The sequence below is a fragment of the Halorubellus salinus genome, from assembly GCF_020567525.1.
Classification (GTDB): Archaea; Halobacteriota; Halobacteria; order Halobacteriales; family Natrialbaceae; genus Halorubellus; species Halorubellus salinus.
In genome coordinates this window covers 738,355-753,266 of record NZ_JAJCVI010000001.1, presented here as the reverse complement: position 1 = coordinate 753,266, position 14,912 = coordinate 738,355, and the positions used below count along the sequence as shown (strand labels likewise).

Annotated in this window: 16 protein-coding genes and 1 tRNA gene; 7 read left to right on the top strand and 10 right to left on the bottom strand. The window is 68.6% G+C overall.

Features of this window, described 5'->3' with window-relative positions; genetic code table 11:
- Positions 1–59 precede the first annotated feature (59 nt).
- Both LI336_RS03785 and LI336_RS03780 read right to left on the bottom strand, forming a co-directional pair.
- Positions 60–1,136, bottom strand: coding sequence for a BMP family lipoprotein (locus LI336_RS03785; protein WP_227131292.1), 1,077 nt, complete (start codon positions 1,134–1,136; stop codon positions 60–62).
- A 126-nt stretch (positions 1,137–1,262) separates the two neighbouring features.
- On the bottom strand, positions 1,263–2,639 hold the full coding sequence (locus LI336_RS03780; protein WP_227131291.1) for a phosphohexomutase domain-containing protein: 1,377 nt from the start codon (positions 2,637–2,639) through the stop codon (positions 1,263–1,265).
- 130 nt (positions 2,640–2,769) lie between these two features.
- Between LI336_RS03780 and LI336_RS03775 the strand changes: the two genes are divergently transcribed.
- From LI336_RS03775 to cysE, 3 genes are all read left to right on the top strand, one after another.
- The gene (locus LI336_RS03775) at positions 2,770–3,411 is read left to right on the top strand and encodes an RAD55 family ATPase (protein WP_227131290.1); all 642 of its coding nucleotides are present in this window, start codon (positions 2,770–2,772) and stop codon (positions 3,409–3,411) included.
- A gap of 119 nt (positions 3,412–3,530) precedes the next feature.
- Positions 3,531–3,686, top strand: coding sequence for a hypothetical protein (locus tag LI336_RS03770; RefSeq protein WP_227131289.1), 156 nt, complete (start codon positions 3,531–3,533; stop codon positions 3,684–3,686).
- Positions 3,683–4,264, top strand: a complete 582-nt coding sequence (gene cysE, locus LI336_RS03765; RefSeq protein WP_368408340.1) for a serine O-acetyltransferase — start codon at positions 3,683–3,685, stop codon at positions 4,262–4,264. Before LI336_RS03770 ends, cysE begins: the two co-directional genes overlap by 4 nt.
- A 48-nt stretch (positions 4,265–4,312) precedes the next feature.
- Here the strand turns inward: cysE and LI336_RS03760 are convergent, their stop codons facing one another.
- The 3 genes from LI336_RS03760 to LI336_RS03750 all read right to left on the bottom strand — a co-directional run bounded on the left by LI336_RS03760 (position 4,313) and on the right by LI336_RS03750 (position 7,410).
- Positions 4,313–5,446 (bottom strand): acyl-CoA dehydrogenase family protein, encoded by a 1,134-nt coding sequence (locus tag LI336_RS03760; RefSeq protein ID WP_227131288.1) that lies wholly within the window; start codon positions 5,444–5,446, stop codon positions 4,313–4,315.
- Between the two features lie 52 nt (positions 5,447–5,498).
- Positions 5,499–6,815, bottom strand: coding sequence for an alanine--tRNA ligase-related protein (locus tag LI336_RS03755; protein WP_227131287.1), 1,317 nt, complete (start codon positions 6,813–6,815; stop codon positions 5,499–5,501).
- A gap of 61 nt (positions 6,816–6,876) precedes the next feature.
- Entirely contained in the window at positions 6,877–7,410 is a 534-nt protein-coding gene (locus LI336_RS03750; RefSeq protein WP_227131286.1) for a helix-turn-helix domain-containing protein, read from the bottom strand.
- Between the two features lie 201 nt (positions 7,411–7,611).
- Here LI336_RS03750 and LI336_RS03745 point away from each other — a divergent pair.
- Positions 7,612–7,696 (top strand) — tRNA-Leu (locus LI336_RS03745).
- 294 nt (positions 7,697–7,990) lie between these two features.
- Here the strand turns inward: LI336_RS03745 and LI336_RS03740 are convergent.
- A complete protein-coding gene (locus tag LI336_RS03740; RefSeq protein ID WP_227131285.1) occupies positions 7,991–8,584 on the bottom strand; it encodes a hypothetical protein in 594 nt (197 codons plus the stop codon).
- A gap of 135 nt (positions 8,585–8,719) precedes the next feature.
- Here LI336_RS03740 and LI336_RS03735 point away from each other — a divergent pair, with 135 nt between their 5' ends.
- From LI336_RS03735 to LI336_RS03720, 3 genes are all read left to right on the top strand, one after another.
- The gene (locus tag LI336_RS03735; protein WP_227131284.1) at positions 8,720–10,498 is read left to right on the top strand and encodes a PA14 domain-containing protein; all 1,779 of its coding nucleotides are present in this window, start codon (positions 8,720–8,722) and stop codon (positions 10,496–10,498) included.
- A 134-nt stretch (positions 10,499–10,632) separates the two neighbouring features.
- The gene (locus LI336_RS03725; protein ID WP_227131282.1) at positions 10,633–11,430 is read left to right on the top strand and encodes a plastocyanin/azurin family copper-binding protein; all 798 of its coding nucleotides are present in this window, start codon (positions 10,633–10,635) and stop codon (positions 11,428–11,430) included.
- 58 nt (positions 11,431–11,488) lie between these two features.
- Positions 11,489–12,061 carry a DUF420 domain-containing protein gene (locus LI336_RS03720; protein ID WP_227131281.1) on the top strand — a complete coding sequence of 191 codons (573 nt, stop codon included), beginning with the start codon at positions 11,489–11,491 and terminating at the stop codon, positions 12,059–12,061.
- A gap of 25 nt (positions 12,062–12,086) precedes the next feature.
- Here the strand turns inward: LI336_RS03720 and LI336_RS03715 are convergent, their stop codons facing one another.
- From LI336_RS03715 to LI336_RS03700, 4 genes are all read right to left on the bottom strand, one after another.
- Positions 12,087–12,626 (bottom strand): GNAT family N-acetyltransferase, encoded by a 540-nt coding sequence (locus LI336_RS03715; RefSeq protein ID WP_227131280.1) that lies wholly within the window; start codon positions 12,624–12,626, stop codon positions 12,087–12,089.
- A gap of 100 nt (positions 12,627–12,726) precedes the next feature.
- On the bottom strand, positions 12,727–14,208 hold the full coding sequence (purF, locus tag LI336_RS03710) for an amidophosphoribosyltransferase (protein WP_227131279.1): 1,482 nt from the start codon (positions 14,206–14,208) through the stop codon (positions 12,727–12,729).
- Between the two features lie 301 nt (positions 14,209–14,509).
- On the bottom strand, positions 14,510–14,683 hold the full coding sequence (locus LI336_RS03705; protein WP_227131278.1) for a 50S ribosomal protein L37e: 174 nt from the start codon (positions 14,681–14,683) through the stop codon (positions 14,510–14,512).
- Complete coding sequence (locus LI336_RS03700) at positions 14,680–14,874, bottom strand: LSM domain-containing protein (RefSeq protein ID WP_227131277.1); 195 nt, start codon at positions 14,872–14,874, stop codon at positions 14,680–14,682. Before LI336_RS03700 ends, LI336_RS03705 begins: the two co-directional genes overlap by 4 nt.
- Positions 14,875–14,912 lie beyond the last annotated feature (38 nt).

Here is a 14,912-nt window from a genome sequence, read left to right as displayed (position 1 = left end):
TTCCGTGCCTGCCCGTCGTCGTGGATTCGGTCATGAAGAAATCGGTGAGAGCTAACCGCTCAGGCGTTTTCCGGGTCGGTCGGCACCGAGATGTCGCCGTTGACGATACCGGACTTGGACTCCTCGAGTGCGCTCTTGACCTCGCTCGGGATCTCGGAGCCGAGTTCCTGCCCGAGGACGGCTTCGACGCCGCCTTTCTCGAGCCCGAGTGCACTCACTTCGCCGCCCGCGTGCTCGTCGTTCACGACGTTCTCGACGCTCGTGAGGACCGCGGTGTCGACGTGCTTGACCATGCTCGCGAGGATGACGTCCTTGTACTCCTTCGCGGACTTGGACTGGTCGGAGTCGACGCCGATGGCGTAGCGACCGCGTTCCTGGGCCGCACCGAAGACGCCCGTCCCGGTCCCACCCGCGGCGTGGTAGACGACGTCCGCGCCGTTGTCGTACATCGAGAGCGCGATCTCCTTCCCCTTCGCGGGGTCGCTCCACGAGCCCGCGTACGCCGAGCGGACCTCGACGTCGCCCGCGTGCTTCGCACCCGCGATGAAGCCGGCTTCGAACTTCTTGATGAGCGAGTTCTCCTTCCCGCCGACGAACCCGACCGTCGCCGCGTCCGTGTTCGTCGACGCGTCGGTCATCCCGTCACCGCCCGTCGAGAAGTCACGCTGCGTGAGCAGGCCCGCCAGGTGCCCGACCTGGAACGACCCGAGCTGCTCCTTGAACACGTAGCTCGCGACGTTGTCCTTCTCGACGACCGAGTCCACGATCATGAACTGCTGATCGGAGTACTGGTCGGCGTTCTCCGTGAGGGCCTCGGCCTGCGCGAACCCGATGGTGCAGATGAGGTCGTAGTCCGGGTTGTTCGAGTTGGCGAACTTCTTCTGGAGCGTCGGGAACTCGCTGTTCCCCGAGGGCTCGGCGCCCTGGTAGTTGATGTCGTACTCGTCGATGGCCTGGTCGATGCCCTGCTTGGCCATGTCGTTGAACGCCTTGTCGCCAAGGCCGCCGAGGGCGTACACGACGCCGACGTTCGTGCCGTCGCTCCCCGAGCCACCGAGACTCGAGAGACAGCCAGCGGTTGTCGCTACGCCGATACCAGCCGCACTCGCCAGGAACTTCCGCCTGTTCGAAGGCATTACGTCCAATTCATGCAGGATGCCGAATTAAACCCGTCGGAACGCAAGTCAATGGTTGTGACCCCTAACTATATATCCAACACGCAGAATGGTATTTAATCTATTCCTGGATAATACGCAAGAATCCTAGGATTGCGCGTCCTCGACTGCGGATTCGACGACTCCGCGTGCACGCTCGACGAGGGCGTCGACGTCGTCCGCCTCCGCGTAGATACGGACGTACGGCTCGGTCCCGCTCGGTCGGACGAGCACCCACGAGCCGTCCGGGCGGTCGACGCGAACGCCGTAGTCGGTGTCGACGTCGCCCTCGGCGAACGTCTCCGGGAGCGTGTCCGCGAGCGTTCCCATCGCCGCCTCCTTCGCCTCGTCCGGACAGGACACGCTTACCTTCCGGTACGGACGCTCCGTGATGGGCGCACGGAGCGCGTCGAGACCACCCTCGGTGGCGACGAGCGCCGACAGCACGCCCGCGCTCGTCACGCCGTCTATCCACCCACCGAACGCCGTGTGAACGTGCTTCCAGGGCTCCGCCGCGAACGCCACCTCGGTGTCCGAACTGCCCGCCTCGCGCTCGCGAGCGATACCCTCGTGGAGCGCGCCCAACCGAACGCGCTCGGTGCGCCCACCCGCCGCCTCGACGCGCTCGTCGATCCGCCCGGACGCGTTCGGCGTGGTCACGACCACCGGGTCCGCCGCGTCACTCACCTGGACGTAATGCTCGGCGAGCATCGCCAGTACGGTGTCCTCGTGCACCACGTCGCCCTCGGGCGTCAACACGACGATGCGGTCCGCGTCACCGTCGTGCGCGAGCCCGAGGTCGACCTCGGACTCCGCGAGGAACGCCGAGAACTCCGTGAGCGTCTCCGCCGTCGGCTTCGACGGCCGCGCCGGGAAGTGCCCGTCGACGTTCGCGTTCGTCGCCCGGACGTCCGCCCCCAGCGCCCCGAGCACCTGCGGCGTCGCGACGCTCGCCATCCCCGTCCCGCAATCCACGGCGACCGTCAACCCGTCCAGGGGCTCGGCTGCGCCGTCGTCGACGGACTCCCGAACGAACGCCACCACCGCCTCCCGGTACGCGTCGAGGACGCTGCCCTCGCGTCCCGACCCGAACGCGTCCCACGACGCCAGCGCGGGACCGTCCGCGACGCGCTCCTCGACGCGCTCCTCGGCCGCCCGGTCGTACTCCTCGCCGTCGACGAACAGCTTGATACCGTTGTCCTCGGGCGGATTGTGACTCGCCGTCACCATCACGCCACGACGCCCCTGGGAGGCGAACGCGAGCGCCGGCGTCGGCACCTGCCCGACGCGTTCGACGTCCGCCCCCGCGCTCTCCAGCCCAGCCTCGACGGCGGCCGCGAGCGCCTCGCCGGTCTCCCGACCGTCGCGACCGACGACGAACTCGGCGCCGTCGACCCCTGCTGCCTGCCCAACTCGCAACGCCAGCTCAGGCGTGACCCGTGTCGCCACCGGGCCGCGGATACCAGCCGTCCCGAACAGTGTCATATCACTCGATTCCCCCGCGCAGCACTTAGATGATGGCATACGCACGTCGGACGACTCCCGTGGGTTTATACAGACGTACGCGCAAATCACCACCAATGCAACCGGGCGTGGGAGCGATTTCGGGGGTCGTATGTACGCGGTAGCGGACGCCCTCCCGGTCGCCGAGGTTCGACCGGGGACGAACCTCCTCGTCATGGGGCCGCCGATGACCGGGAAGTACGACCTCCTCTGCGAGGTGCTCGCGGACGGGCATCGACAGGGCGACGCGGGCCTGGTCGTCACCACCCAGCACAGCGCCGACCGCATCCGCGAGGACGTCGGCAGTCGACTCCCCGACGACGTGAACCCGCAGCTCGGTATCGTCGACTGCGTCTCCCAGGAACGCGGGATGGGCCAGGAGGACCACCCGCTGACGCGGTACGTCTCCTCACCGGGTGACTTCACGGGCATCGGGATGGCGTCCTCGAAGCTCCTGGAGCAGTTCGCGAACCAGGGCTACCAGACGCGGGTCGCGCTCGACTCCATCAGCCAGCTCCTGATGTACGCGGACGTCAAGACCGTGTTCCGGTTCCTCCACATCCTCACGGGCCGCATCAGTGCCGCCGACGCGCTCGGGTTCGGGACGCTCGACGCGGACGCGCACGACGACCAGACGGTCAACACCATCCGCCAGCTGTTCGACGGTCTCGTCGAGACGCGGACCGGCGAGCACGGACGGGAACGCCGCGTACTCGGTCTCCCGGACTCGCCGAGTCCCTGGGAGGAGTTCTGAGCACGCGACCGGAATCGACCAGCGAACCCGCCTGCGTCAGGCGAACGGCCCTGTCTGCGCCAGTCGAGCGGTTCTGTGGAACCGATTCGTTTTAGACGATGGCTCGGCGAGTGCGAGGCATGCCTGTGGTCGTCACCGCATCCGACCGCATCGCCGTCGAACGCTCTCGTGGTTCGACGCGGCGGTGCTGTCGCACGCCACCCACCGTCGTCGACGGGACTCCCGGGGTCGTGAGCGTGCGCGACGGCGACCGCGTGTCGCGTGATCGGCCGTGATTGGGCGTCTCCTTCGACGCGTTCGCGTGGACGTGACCGCCGTTCACGACGCGGACCCGGCGGCGAAGTCGCGACTCGAGGTGGTCCTCTGTTACCCCGGCCTGCACGCGGTCTGGGCGCACGCCGTCACGAACGCGGTCTGGCGGGCGGGCTTCCCGCTGTCCGCGCGCCTGCTCTCCCAGCTCGTGCGATTCCTGACTGGCGTCGAGATCCATCCCGCGGCGACGGTGGGGCGACAGGTCGTCGTCGACCACGGGATGGGCGTCGTCGTCGGCGAGACCGCCGAAGTCGGCGACCGCGTCCACATGTACCACGGCGTCACGCTCGGTGGGAACTCGCCCGACCCGGTCAAACGACATCCGACCGTCGAGGACGACGTCACCATCGGCACGAACGCCACCGTCCTCGGCGACGTCACCATCGGTCACGGGGCGCGCGTCGGCGCCGGCGCGGTCGTCACGGACGACGTCCCACCCGGTGCCACCGTCGTCGGCGTGCCCGCAAAACGCGTCGACGCCGCCGACACGAACGACGAGGAGCGTGCCGACAGCGACCGCACCTCGGCCGCCGACGACTGACCCGCAGCGAGCGCGTTCCCAGCAGACGTAGTGGCGAGTGCGACCGGTTCAGTCCAGGAGATGCCGGGCGATGATCTTCTTCTGTATCTCGCTCGTGCCCTCGTAGATGGTGAGTATCTTCGCGTCGCGGTAGAGGCGCTCGACGGGGAAGTCGGTCGTGTACCCGTAGCCGCCGTGGATCTGGACGGCCTCGTTCGCGACCTCGATGGCGCTCTCGCTCGAGAACAGCTTCGCTTGCGACGCCGCCATCGCGGTCGCCTGCGGGTCCCCGCTGGCCTTCTTCCGGGCGGCGTCGTACGTGAGGAGGCGACCCGCCTGGACCTTCGTCTGCATGTCCGCGAGCTTGTGGCGGATGGTCTGGATGTCGCTGATGGGTTGGTCGAACTGCTCGCGCTCCTGGCTGTACTCGAGCGCCGCGTCGAGCGCGGACTGCGCGAGTCCGACGGACTGCGCGCCGATGGCGATGCGGCCGCCCGTCAGGATGGAGAACGCCGCCGACAGCCCGCGGCCCTCCTCGGTGAGCTGGTACTCCGCGGGGATGCGAGCGCCGTCGAACTCGAGGCTCGTCGTGTCGCTCGCCCGCAGCCCGAGCTTGTCCTCCTTCTTCCCGACGCTCACACCGTCGGTGTCCTTCGGGACGAGGAACTGCGTGACGCTCCCCGGGTCGTCGCGGTCGGTCTTCGCGAACAGGATGACGACGTCGCTGCGCTTCCCGTTCGTGATCCACTGCTTCGTCCCGTCGACGACGAACTCGTCGCCGTCGCGTCGCGCGACCGTCGACATCTCCGCCGGGTTCGACCCCGCCTGGGGCTCGCTGAGCGCGAACGCGCCGACCGGCCGACCGGTCGCCATCTCCGGGAGCCACTCGTCCTTCACGTCCTCGCTCCCGAACTCGGCGATACACGACGTCGCCAGCCCATGCACCGAGAGCGCGGTGGCGACGGACAGCATCCCGTACGCCAGCTCCTCGTTGATGAGCGCGTACGTCACCGGGTCAGCGTCGTACCCACCGTATCCCTCGGGGACCGTCAGGCCCGTGAGGTCCATGTCCGCGAGGTCGTCCCAGACGTCCTCCGGGAACGCCTGCTCGGCGTCGCACTCCGCGGCGACCGGCCGGAGCTCCTCGACGGCGAACTCGCGGACGACGTCCCGCACCGCCTCCTGCTCGCTCGTGAAATCCATACCGATGCTACGAACGGTCCCCGAAAAAATTGCCCGGTTCCGACGAACGCCGTTAGCTCTCCCGGAACCACTCGACGACTCCCGCCGGGTCGACCGACAGGCCACCGCCCTGCGCGAACCGAGGACTGCCACCGCCACCGCCGCCGAACTCGTCCGTGACGCGTTCGACGACCGCACCCGCGTTCGACGACGCGGATTCACCGGCCGCTACCACGACGAACGTACTCCCCGCGCGTCCGACGAGCACCACGACCGGCGCACGGTCGCCCGCGACCGCTCGCGCCACCGGCTCCACGTCGTTCGCGTCCACGCCCTCGACGGTCCCGACGAGCCAGCGCTCCCCCTGGCGTTCGACGACCGGGAACTGCGCCAACCGGGCTTCGAGCGCGCGGCGCTGCGCGTCCGCGGCCTCCTCGCGGAGCGACGTCACCTCGTCCTGGAGCCGCGACACCGCCTCGGGCACCTCGCCGGGGCCGACGTCGAGCGCGCGACCCGCCGCGAGCAACGCCGCCTTCTCGCTCCCGCGGCGCTCGATGCCGCGCGGGCCGACCGCGAACTCCACGCGCGTCATCCCCTCACCCGGGTTCGACCGCCCGAGGACCGTGATGGGTCCGATCTCTCGCGTGTTCCGAACGTGCGTTCCGCCACACGCCGCGACGTCGAACGGCTGCCCCGACGGCTGGCCGGCCGCCACCTCCGCGCCGCCGACGGTGACGACGCGCACCTCGGCGTCCTCGCCGAACACGCCCTCCTCGGTCTTCTCGTTGAACACGATCCCGTCGCGGTCGCGCGCCGCGTCCGCGGACAGCGTCTCCCACGTCACGTCCCGGGACTCCCAGACCGCCTGGTTCGCGCGTCGCTCCAACGTCACCAGGACGTCGTCGTCGACGTCCGTCGACGTCACGAAGTCCACGCGCACCCGGTCCGCGTCGCTTGAATCGACTCCCTCACTCCCATCGACTCCCCCACTCCAGCCGACCGCCTCGGCGCTCGACCGGTCCGCGGCCGCCCGGATGTCGAACCCGCCGTACCCGAGGTCGTCCATGCACGTACGCGCCGCCCCGTACAGGACGTGACTCGCGGTGTGCGCTCGCATACAGTACATCCGTCGCCGCCAGTCCACGCGACACAGCACCGACCGGCCGGCATCGAACGTCGGCGGTTCGTCGAGCGTGTGCACGACGACGTCGTCGTCCACCTGCACGTCGACCACGGACCGGTCACCCATCCGCCCGCGGTCCGCCGGCTGCCCGCCGCTCTCCGCGTAGAAGTACGTCTCCTCGAGCACCACGTCCCGTCCGTCGACGCGCTCGATCGTCGCCTCGAAACTCGTCGTGTACGGTTGCGCAGCAGCACGCTGTACGGTCATCACCGATAACAGACTTCCGGCGGTAGCAAAAGCACTTCGCCGACACCCCCCGGGTGGTCAGTTACTGCTCGGAGATTTCGACGTCGAGGTAGTCCTCGATGGCGGCGATGAGGCCACCACCGATACCGGCCTGGGTCGCGCGACCCTGCTCGATGGCGATGATGTCCGCCTCCGTCGCACCGAGTTCCTCCGCGAACTCCTCGCGCTGCAGTCCGCGCTCCTGGCGTGCCTCCGTCACGGTCTTCCCGTAGTCGCTGTGGAGGTACGGCAACTGGTCGTCGTCGTAGTTCGTTCCGCCTTCCTCCCAGTGCTTGGAGTCCGAATCCCAGACGTCGTTGGCCTTCGCCGTGTTCTGGACCGCACGCCGTTTCCGGTCACGGTCACCGCCACCGCTGCCGCTGCCGGCGCCGCTCCCGGAGCGGTCGTTCGAGGATCGCTTCGTCTCGGTGTCGTCGTGGGGGGCACAGGACGCGCACACGTTCAGTCGCGCGCCAGCGACGTTCGCCATGCTGAGGTTCTCGCTCGCCGCGCCGCAGAGCTCGCACGTGTCGCCGTCGCCGCCACCCGACGAACCACCCGTCGAGTACTTCGCCATACCTCTCCCTTCCACACCACACCATTTCAACCCCGCGCTTCGCGCGACCACCGCCACGCCGCGAGCGCGCCTCGTACGCGGTCGCGTTGGCGGTCCGGTGGCGAGCCCGGCGACGGCGTGCGAATCCCAATCACTGCCGGTGGAAAAGAAAGGGCTTTTATTGGTCCCCCGGGAACGAAGGAGTGCAGTAAGATACCGCGAGCGTGGGTAGCCAAGCCAGGCCAACGGCGCAGCGTTGAGGGCGCTGTCCTGTAGAGGTCCGCCGGTTCAAATCCGGTCCCACGCATCGCACCACGCGGCCACAACCGGCCGCACCTCGAATGCGATGCGGGTGCTCTCCCTCGTGGACAGCACCCACGCACATTCCTTTCCGACGCAACGCTCGAACAGCGACCGATATCTCGACATTACAGGGTGCTGCTCTCCCTCGTGGACACTCTCGGAACGGCTCCGCCGTTCCGGGAGGCAGCCAGAGATCTCTGATCTCTGGCCCGCGCATCCACGCACATTCCGTTCCGACGCAACGCTCGAACGGTGACCGGTTCGGTCTCGAGTACGCGACGTGGGTCGCCCCTCGCCGTCACTGGGTCGCGTCCTGCCGGAGTGCGGTGCCGGCCGCGAAGGAGATGCTGGCGCCGACGACGGCGACCGCGAGCACCTGCCACTCCGCCCAGAGCACCGTCGGTGCGACGTGGAATGCGAGCACGTTCAGTACGACGTACGCGGGGTCCACGACCGTCGGGAGCCACCGTACGACCGGGTTCGGGAGGACCGTCACGAGCGTCCCGAAGGCGACGCTCGCCGCTGCGAGCGCGCGAAGGACGCGGCCGTAGCGCGCGCGGTCCGCGGCCCCGTCGAATAACCGCTTCGCCATGACGGCGAACGCGACGAGGAGCGTCACGTTCACCGCCTGCACCGCGAGGAATCCGACCGTGTCCAGGCTCAACCCGAGGACGACCGCTTGCGGGAGGTACTGGAGCGTCTGAACCGTCTGGAAGCCGCCGAGGAGTGCCGCCGCTGCGAGCAGGATCGCGACCGCACGTGCCGCCGGCGACGAGACCCGTCCCTCGCGCGACGGCGCACTCGCCGTCCCGTCGCTCGCTCGCTCCGCGCAGTCGTCGCAGTACGCGGACGCACCGCGGATTGACGCTCCACAGGCGACGCACTCGTCCATACCGACGGCTCAGGGTGCCTTCCTGAAAAACCCCCTGTCGGCGGGAGGACGACCGCTCGAAGCGACCGCTGACCCCGAGTCGTCCGCCACTGGCTGGCCGGGAGTGTTTTAGCACCGACCACAGTACGATGTGGTATGCTTGGCGTCGACGACCGCGGGCTGAACTCCCAGATAGCGGTCGTGTTGATGCTCGCGGTGGTCGTCGTCGCCGCCGGCGCGACCGCTCTCTTCGGGTTCGATATCGCTGGCGTGGTCGGGAACGACCCGGCGCCACAGGCGTCGTTCTCGTTCAGTTACGACGCCGACGACGGCGTGGTCGCGGTCGAGCACGGTGGCGGCGCGACCATCTCCGACCGCGTCGCGGACCGGCTGACGGTCGTGGTCGTCGCGGACGGTGCGACGACGGCGACGTACACGTGGGCAAACGGGTCGTCGTTCGCGGTCGGGAGCGGCGACCGGTTCGTGCTGAACTCGACCGCGTCGACCACGACGGGGACGGCGACGCACAGGCCCGGGTTCGAGGCCGGGGACCGCGTGCACGTGAAGTGGGTGTCGACGAGCGGCGACCGGTCCGCGGTCCTCGCGTCGTACCGCGTGTCGACGGACGCCGCGCTCGCGACGCGCCTCCAGCAGGGCTTGCGGTACGAGTACTACGAGGCCGAGTCGTCGTACACGTCGCTCCCGGACTTCGACGCGGAGACGCCCGAGCGCGTCGGGACCGTCGCGCGCCCCGACATCTCGGTGCGCGACCGCGGGACCGACTACGCGTTCCGCTTCACTGGATACCTGAAGGTCCCCGAGGACGGCACGTACACGTTCACGACCGCGTCGGACGACGGGAGCGAACTCCACGTCGACGGGTCCCGCGTCGTCGACAACGGCGGCCTCCACGGGACGCGGCCGCGGTCGGGCACCGTCACGCTCGACGCGGGCTACCATCGCATCACGCTCACGCACTTCGAGCACACGGGCGGCGAGTCGCTGTCGCTCTCGTGGGCGGGCCCCGGGTTCTCGACCGAGCCGGTCCCCGACAGCGCGCTGTTCCGCGAACCCGTCGTCGTCGCGGCGATGGACGTCTCCTGTTACGACCTCGAATGCACGTTCGACGGGTCGCCGTCGGCGAACGAGGGCGGGAGCATCGCGAGCTACGACTGGTCGTTCGGTGACGGCGCCTCGGGGAGCGGCGCGTCCGTCTCCCACGAGTTCGCGAGCGCTGGCACCTACGACGTGACGCTCGCCATCGAGACGCCCGACGGCGCGACCCGGTCGGTGACGCGCTCCATGACGGTCGAGGCCGCCAAGGACGCCATGGAGCCCGGGAGCGTCGTCCAGGGCCTCGACTACGGCTACTACGAGGGCACTTACCAGACGATGCCGTCGTTCCCCGCGACCGGGGCCGAGTCGAACGGGACGAGCGCGAACATCGACGTGGACGCGTACTCGTCGCGACGCGGCGACAACTTCGCGTACCGGTTCGTCGGGTACGTCGAGGTCCCCGAGAACGGCACCTACGAGTTCTGGACGGGGTCGGACGACGGCAGCTACCTCTCCGTCGACGGCGAGCGCGTCGTCGACAACGGCGGCCGGCATCCCTATCAGGAAGCGGCGGGGACCGTCGACCTGGAGGAAGGCAAGCACCGGATCGTCGTGACGATGTACGAGCACACCGGCCAGGAGTCCCTCTCGGTGTTCTGGGCGGGCCCCGGGTTCTCGAAGGAACCCATCCCGGACGACGCGCTCTACCACGACGACGACGACGGCGACGGGTCGCCGGTCGTCGGAGGCACTCCGACTCGGACCCTGGCAAGAGGCGGTGGTGCGCTGTCCATAGCGAGCGGTGGCGTTGCGGTACGGGTCCGGGACGCGACGGTCGTCGGCGGGCACGACGTCGGTCTGACGGATTGCAAGAATTGAGAATCTCACGTTTTCCTTAAGTTAGCAGCCGAAGACGTTCGCCGTGCATTGGTCCCCATGTGCGACGATAGTTCGACCCGAAGACGGTTCCTGGAAGCAACTGGTACGACCGCGCTCGCGGCCGCCCTCGCGGGATGTGTGGTCGGGGGTTCGACCACCGAGCCACCCACCAGGAGGATGCGTCCGCCGAGGACGGCGACGTAGACACGACGACCGGTGGCGGCTCCACCACCGACGACGCGGCGGCGAACACCGATGAGACTGGGACGAACACCGAGGAAGAGTCGACGACCACGAGCGATGACGAGGTCGCCGTCGAGGTCGCGGTCGGCCCGGACGGCGAGTTCGGCTTCGAGCCCGCCGAGGTAGACGTCGACCCCGGCGACACCGTCCGATGGACGTGGCAGTCGGACAACCACAACGTCGTCCCCCACGACGTCCCGGCCGAGAGCGACTGGGTCGGGACGACCGACGGCGAGGTGTACGATTCCGGCTTCGCGTACGAGCACACGTTCGAGGTAGAGGGCCGATACGACTATCACTGCGAGCCCCACAGGAGCGTCGGGATGACGGGGCGCGTCGTCGTCGGCGACGTCGACGCGACGACGAGCGACCGCGTCGTCCTCGGCGAGGACGCGCCCGCACGCGTCGTCGTCGGCCCCGAGGGCGAGTTCGTGTTCGAACCCGGGACGAACGTCGCTCCCGTGGTTCGCCCCGGCACCGAAGTCCGGTTCGTCTGGGGGAGCGACAATCACAGCCTCACCGTCGACGAGCGTCCAGACGGCGCGACGTGGACTGGGACCGAGGGCGCCCTCCACGACGCGGGGGTCGAGCACGTGCACACGTTCGAGACGGAAGGCCGGTACCGCTACCACTGCGAGCCCCACGAGAGCGTCGGGATGGTCGGCGAACTCGTCGTCGCGAGCGAGTAACCGCCAGCGTGCGTCCGGGAAGGTAACGGGTAAACGGCCCGAGCACCGAGTATCAGTCATGCAACGAGTCGTTCGCCGGAACGTCCGCGGCCTCACCGCCGTCCTCTCCGTGGTGTCGCTCGCGCTCGTGTTCGCCGCGGCCCGGCAAGCCATCCCCGGGTCAGTCCTGCCCGGAGCGCCAGCGTGGCTGCTGGACGCCATCCCGCACGTGAACGCGGGCATCAGCCTCGCTGCCATCGCCTGCATCGTCCTCGGCGTCCGCGAGGCGCGCGCGAAGCGGTTCGACGCCCACCGAAAGTACATGCTCGCCGCGTTCGGGTTGTTCGTCGCGTTCCTCGCGCTCTACCTCTGGAAGGTCGCGCTCAAGGGCCCCCAATCGTTCCCGGGGACGGGCGTCGTCGAACTCGCGTACTTCGGCGTGCTCGCGGTCCACATGATCCTGGCCATCGTCTGCATCCCCTTGCTGTACTACGTGCTCCTGCTCGCGTGGACGCATCCCGTGAGCGAACTCCCGGAGACGAGTCACAAGCGCGTCGCGAAGGTCGCGGCGCCGCTCTGGCTCGTCTCGTTCGTCCTCGGGAACGTCGTGTACGTCCTCCTCTACCTCGTCCCCGCCGGATTCTACGGGTGAGCGCGAGGCGGTCGACGCGACCGCATCACGCCCGCTGCGCTCGCCAGTCGTCGGCGGTGATCGAGTAGATGTGCGAGTCGACGAACTCGCCGTCGACGAACGCACCCTCCGGGATGGTCCCGACGTGCTCCAGGCCGATCGAGGAGAGGAGTGCGTTCGACGCCTCGTTCGTCTCGTAGGCCTCCGCGCGAACGCTGTGCATGCGCTTCTCGTCGAACAGGTAATCGATGAACGTCGTCGTCGCGTCCGAGCCGTACCCCTCGCCGTGCGCGTCGGCGGCGATCCACGCCGAGAGGATGGCGTGGCCGTTCCGGTCCGCTATCCAGACCGTGCTCACGACGCCGACCGGTTCGTCGTCGGCGACGACGAGGAGCGCGATGCCGTCGCCGCCGTTCACCTCCTCCTCGATCCACTCCTCGTGATGCGCTCTGCTCCGCGGGTCCGCCACGCCGAGGGACTGCCGGACCGCCGGGTCGTTGACCGCTTCGGTGAGGAACGCGGCGTCCTCGGCCTCCATCGTACACAACTCCACGCGGTCGCCTTCGAGAAACGTCGCACCGGGCATACCTCGACCAACTCGACCGTCCGACATAAAAGACCGACCGGGTGTGGTACCGAGGGACGTGGTCGCGCTGACGCGGCCTGGAGCGCAACCGACCTGCGGGTCAGTCGTCGGCCGGGGCGTCGGCGCCCTCGATGACGGGACGGGCGACCTCGCGGTCCGTGGGCTCGCCCTCGATGTCGTAGGGGTACTCGCCGCTCACGCAACCGAGGCAGAGGTCGGCGCGGGAGGCGTCGAGCGCGTCGCAGACCGCGTCGATGGAGAGGTACGAGAGCGAGTCCGCGGCGATGGCCTCGCGGATGTCCTCGGTGGTCTGGCCGGCGGCGATGAGCTCGTCGCGCGTCGCCATGTCGATACCCATGTAGCACGGGGCGACGATGGGTGGAGCGCCGATGCGCATGTGGACCTCCTCCGCGCCGCAGTCCTTCAGGAGCTCGACGAGCTGCGTCGACGTCGTCCCGCGGACGATGGAGTCGTCGATGATGGTGACGGTCTTCCCCTCGACGGTGGACTTGATGGGGTTGAGCTTCAGGCGGACCGCGCGCTCGCGCTCGTCCTGCGTCGGCATGATGAACGTCCGGCCGACGTACCGGTTCTTCATCAGGCCCTCGGCGAACTCGGTGTCGGCGCCGTCCTCGTCGGCGGCCTCCGCGTACCCCGAGGCGAACGCACGCCCGGAGTCCGGCACGGGCATCACGACGTCCGTCTCGATACCGGACTCGTGCCAGAGGTTCCGGCCGAGCTGCCGGCGGACCTCGTACACGAGCGAGTCGTCGATGACGCTGTCGGGGCGCGCGAAGTACACGTGCTCGAAGAAGCAGTGCGCGCTGTTGTCCTGGTCGACGAGCTGGTAGGAGTCGAAGTCGCTCCCGTCCTCGTGGAGGACGACGAGTTCACCGGGTTTCACGTCCCGGACGAGGTCGCCGTCGAGCGTGTCGATGGCGGCGGACTCCGACGCGAGGATGTAGCCGTCGTCGAGTTCGCCGATGCAGAGCGGCCGGTTCCCCTCGGGGTCGCGGACGCCGAGGACCGTGTCGTCGTGCATGATGGTGAGCGAGTACGACCCGTGGATGCGCCCCATCGTGCGCTTGACCGCGCGGACGAGGTCCTCCTCGAGGAGGTTCCGCGCGAGGTCGTGCGCGATGACCTCGGTGTCGCCGTCGCTCGTGAACGCGTGCCCGAGCCCCGCGAGCTCGTCGCGGATCTCGTCGGCGTTCACGAGGTTCCCGTTGTGACTCAAGGCGAGCGACCCGCTCTTGAACGACACCGTGAACGGTTGCGCGCAGGACTTGTCGACGCTCCCCGCGGTCGGATAGCGGACGTGCCCGATGCCGGCGGCGCCCGTGAGCGACTCTATGTCCGCCTGGGTGAACGCGTCACCGACGAGCCCCATCTCGACGTGGTCGTGCTGCTGGAACCCGTCGTGCGTGACGATACCAGCGGACTCCTGGCCACGGTGCTGGAGTGCGTACAGCGAGTAGTAGAGCGGTCGTGCGGCCGCCCGGTCGTCGAGCGCGACGCCCACGACGCCGCACTTCTCGGTCGGCCCGTCGGAATCGGGGGTGGCTCCCCGCCCGTCTGTCATGGGAGACAGTCGGGCGTCACCCACCAAAAAAGGACGTGATTGTGGTCTAAACTGCTCCCCACCACCGAGAAGTATGCACGCTCGTGCGTATCTCGGGTGGTCGGCGGCCGGGTTCGTCCCACGCCACCGAGCCACCCCGGTCGCGTCGTCGTCACTCGACGGCGTCGACGCGCGAACGGCACCGGACCGGCTACCGAACGGTCGCCAGCGCGGTCGCTACGGGAGTCGAACGGTCGCCAGCGCGGTCGCTACGGAAGTCGAACGGTCGAGAGACCGGAAACCCGGTCGAGAACGAGGTCGCTTACTCGCCAGCCTTCGACTGCCACTCGTAGTCCCGTCGCTTCGCGGACTTCCCGAACCCACACGACGAGCACTCCTTCTTCTTCGTGTGGTAGGACTTCTCGCCGCAGCGGCGGCACTTCGTGTGCGTCTTCGTGTTCTTCTTGCCTTGAGAGGGGGTTCCTGCGCCAGTCATGGAGTTATCGACACGACGTTGTCGCCACGGATAATCGTTGTGTTGTCCTCCGACTCGATGACCAGGTTCATGTGCTGGTCGTACCCCGTCAGCGTGCCCTCGTACGTCTCGCCGTCCTTCAGTCGTACCGCGACCGTCTTCCCGACGGACGCGTCGAGCACGTCGAGGGGCCGTCCACTGTCGTCGTCCATACACCATCCGGGTCGTAGCGGTTCCTTAAACGTACCGG

Bases quoted from the DNA above. Each gene is read 5' to 3' on its own strand.
- LI336_RS03785 (WP_227131292.1), bottom strand. From the start codon at position 1,136: ATGCCTTCGAACAGGCGGAAGTTCCTGGCGAGTGCGGCTGGTATCGGC.
- LI336_RS03780 (WP_227131291.1), bottom strand. From the start codon at position 2,639: ATGACACTGTTCGGGACGGCTGGTATCCGCGGCCCGGTGGCGACACGG.
- LI336_RS03775 (WP_227131290.1), top strand. From the start codon at position 2,770: ATGTACGCGGTAGCGGACGCCCTCCCGGTCGCCGAGGTTCGACCGGGG.
- LI336_RS03770 (WP_227131289.1), top strand. From the start codon at position 3,531: ATGCCTGTGGTCGTCACCGCATCCGACCGCATCGCCGTCGAACGCTCT.
- LI336_RS03760 (WP_227131288.1), bottom strand. From the start codon at position 5,446: ATGGATTTCACGAGCGAGCAGGAGGCGGTGCGGGACGTCGTCCGCGAG.
- LI336_RS03755 (WP_227131287.1), bottom strand. From the start codon at position 6,815: ATGACCGTACAGCGTGCTGCTGCGCAACCGTACACGACGAGTTTCGAG.
- LI336_RS03750 (WP_227131286.1), bottom strand. From the start codon at position 7,410: ATGGCGAAGTACTCGACGGGTGGTTCGTCGGGTGGCGGCGACGGCGAC.
- LI336_RS03740 (WP_227131285.1), bottom strand. From the start codon at position 8,584: ATGGACGAGTGCGTCGCCTGTGGAGCGTCAATCCGCGGTGCGTCCGCG.
- LI336_RS03735 (WP_227131284.1), top strand. From the start codon at position 8,720: ATGCTTGGCGTCGACGACCGCGGGCTGAACTCCCAGATAGCGGTCGTG.
- LI336_RS03725 (WP_227131282.1), top strand. From the start codon at position 10,633: ATGTGTGGTCGGGGGTTCGACCACCGAGCCACCCACCAGGAGGATGCG.
- LI336_RS03720 (WP_227131281.1), top strand. From the start codon at position 11,489: ATGCAACGAGTCGTTCGCCGGAACGTCCGCGGCCTCACCGCCGTCCTC.
- LI336_RS03715 (WP_227131280.1), bottom strand. From the start codon at position 12,626: ATGCCCGGTGCGACGTTTCTCGAAGGCGACCGCGTGGAGTTGTGTACG.
- purF (WP_227131279.1), bottom strand. From the start codon at position 14,208: ATGACAGACGGGCGGGGAGCCACCCCCGATTCCGACGGGCCGACCGAG.
- LI336_RS03705 (WP_227131278.1), bottom strand. From the start codon at position 14,683: ATGACTGGCGCAGGAACCCCCTCTCAAGGCAAGAAGAACACGAAGACG.
- LI336_RS03700 (WP_227131277.1), bottom strand. From the start codon at position 14,874: ATGGACGACGACAGTGGACGGCCCCTCGACGTGCTCGACGCGTCCGTC.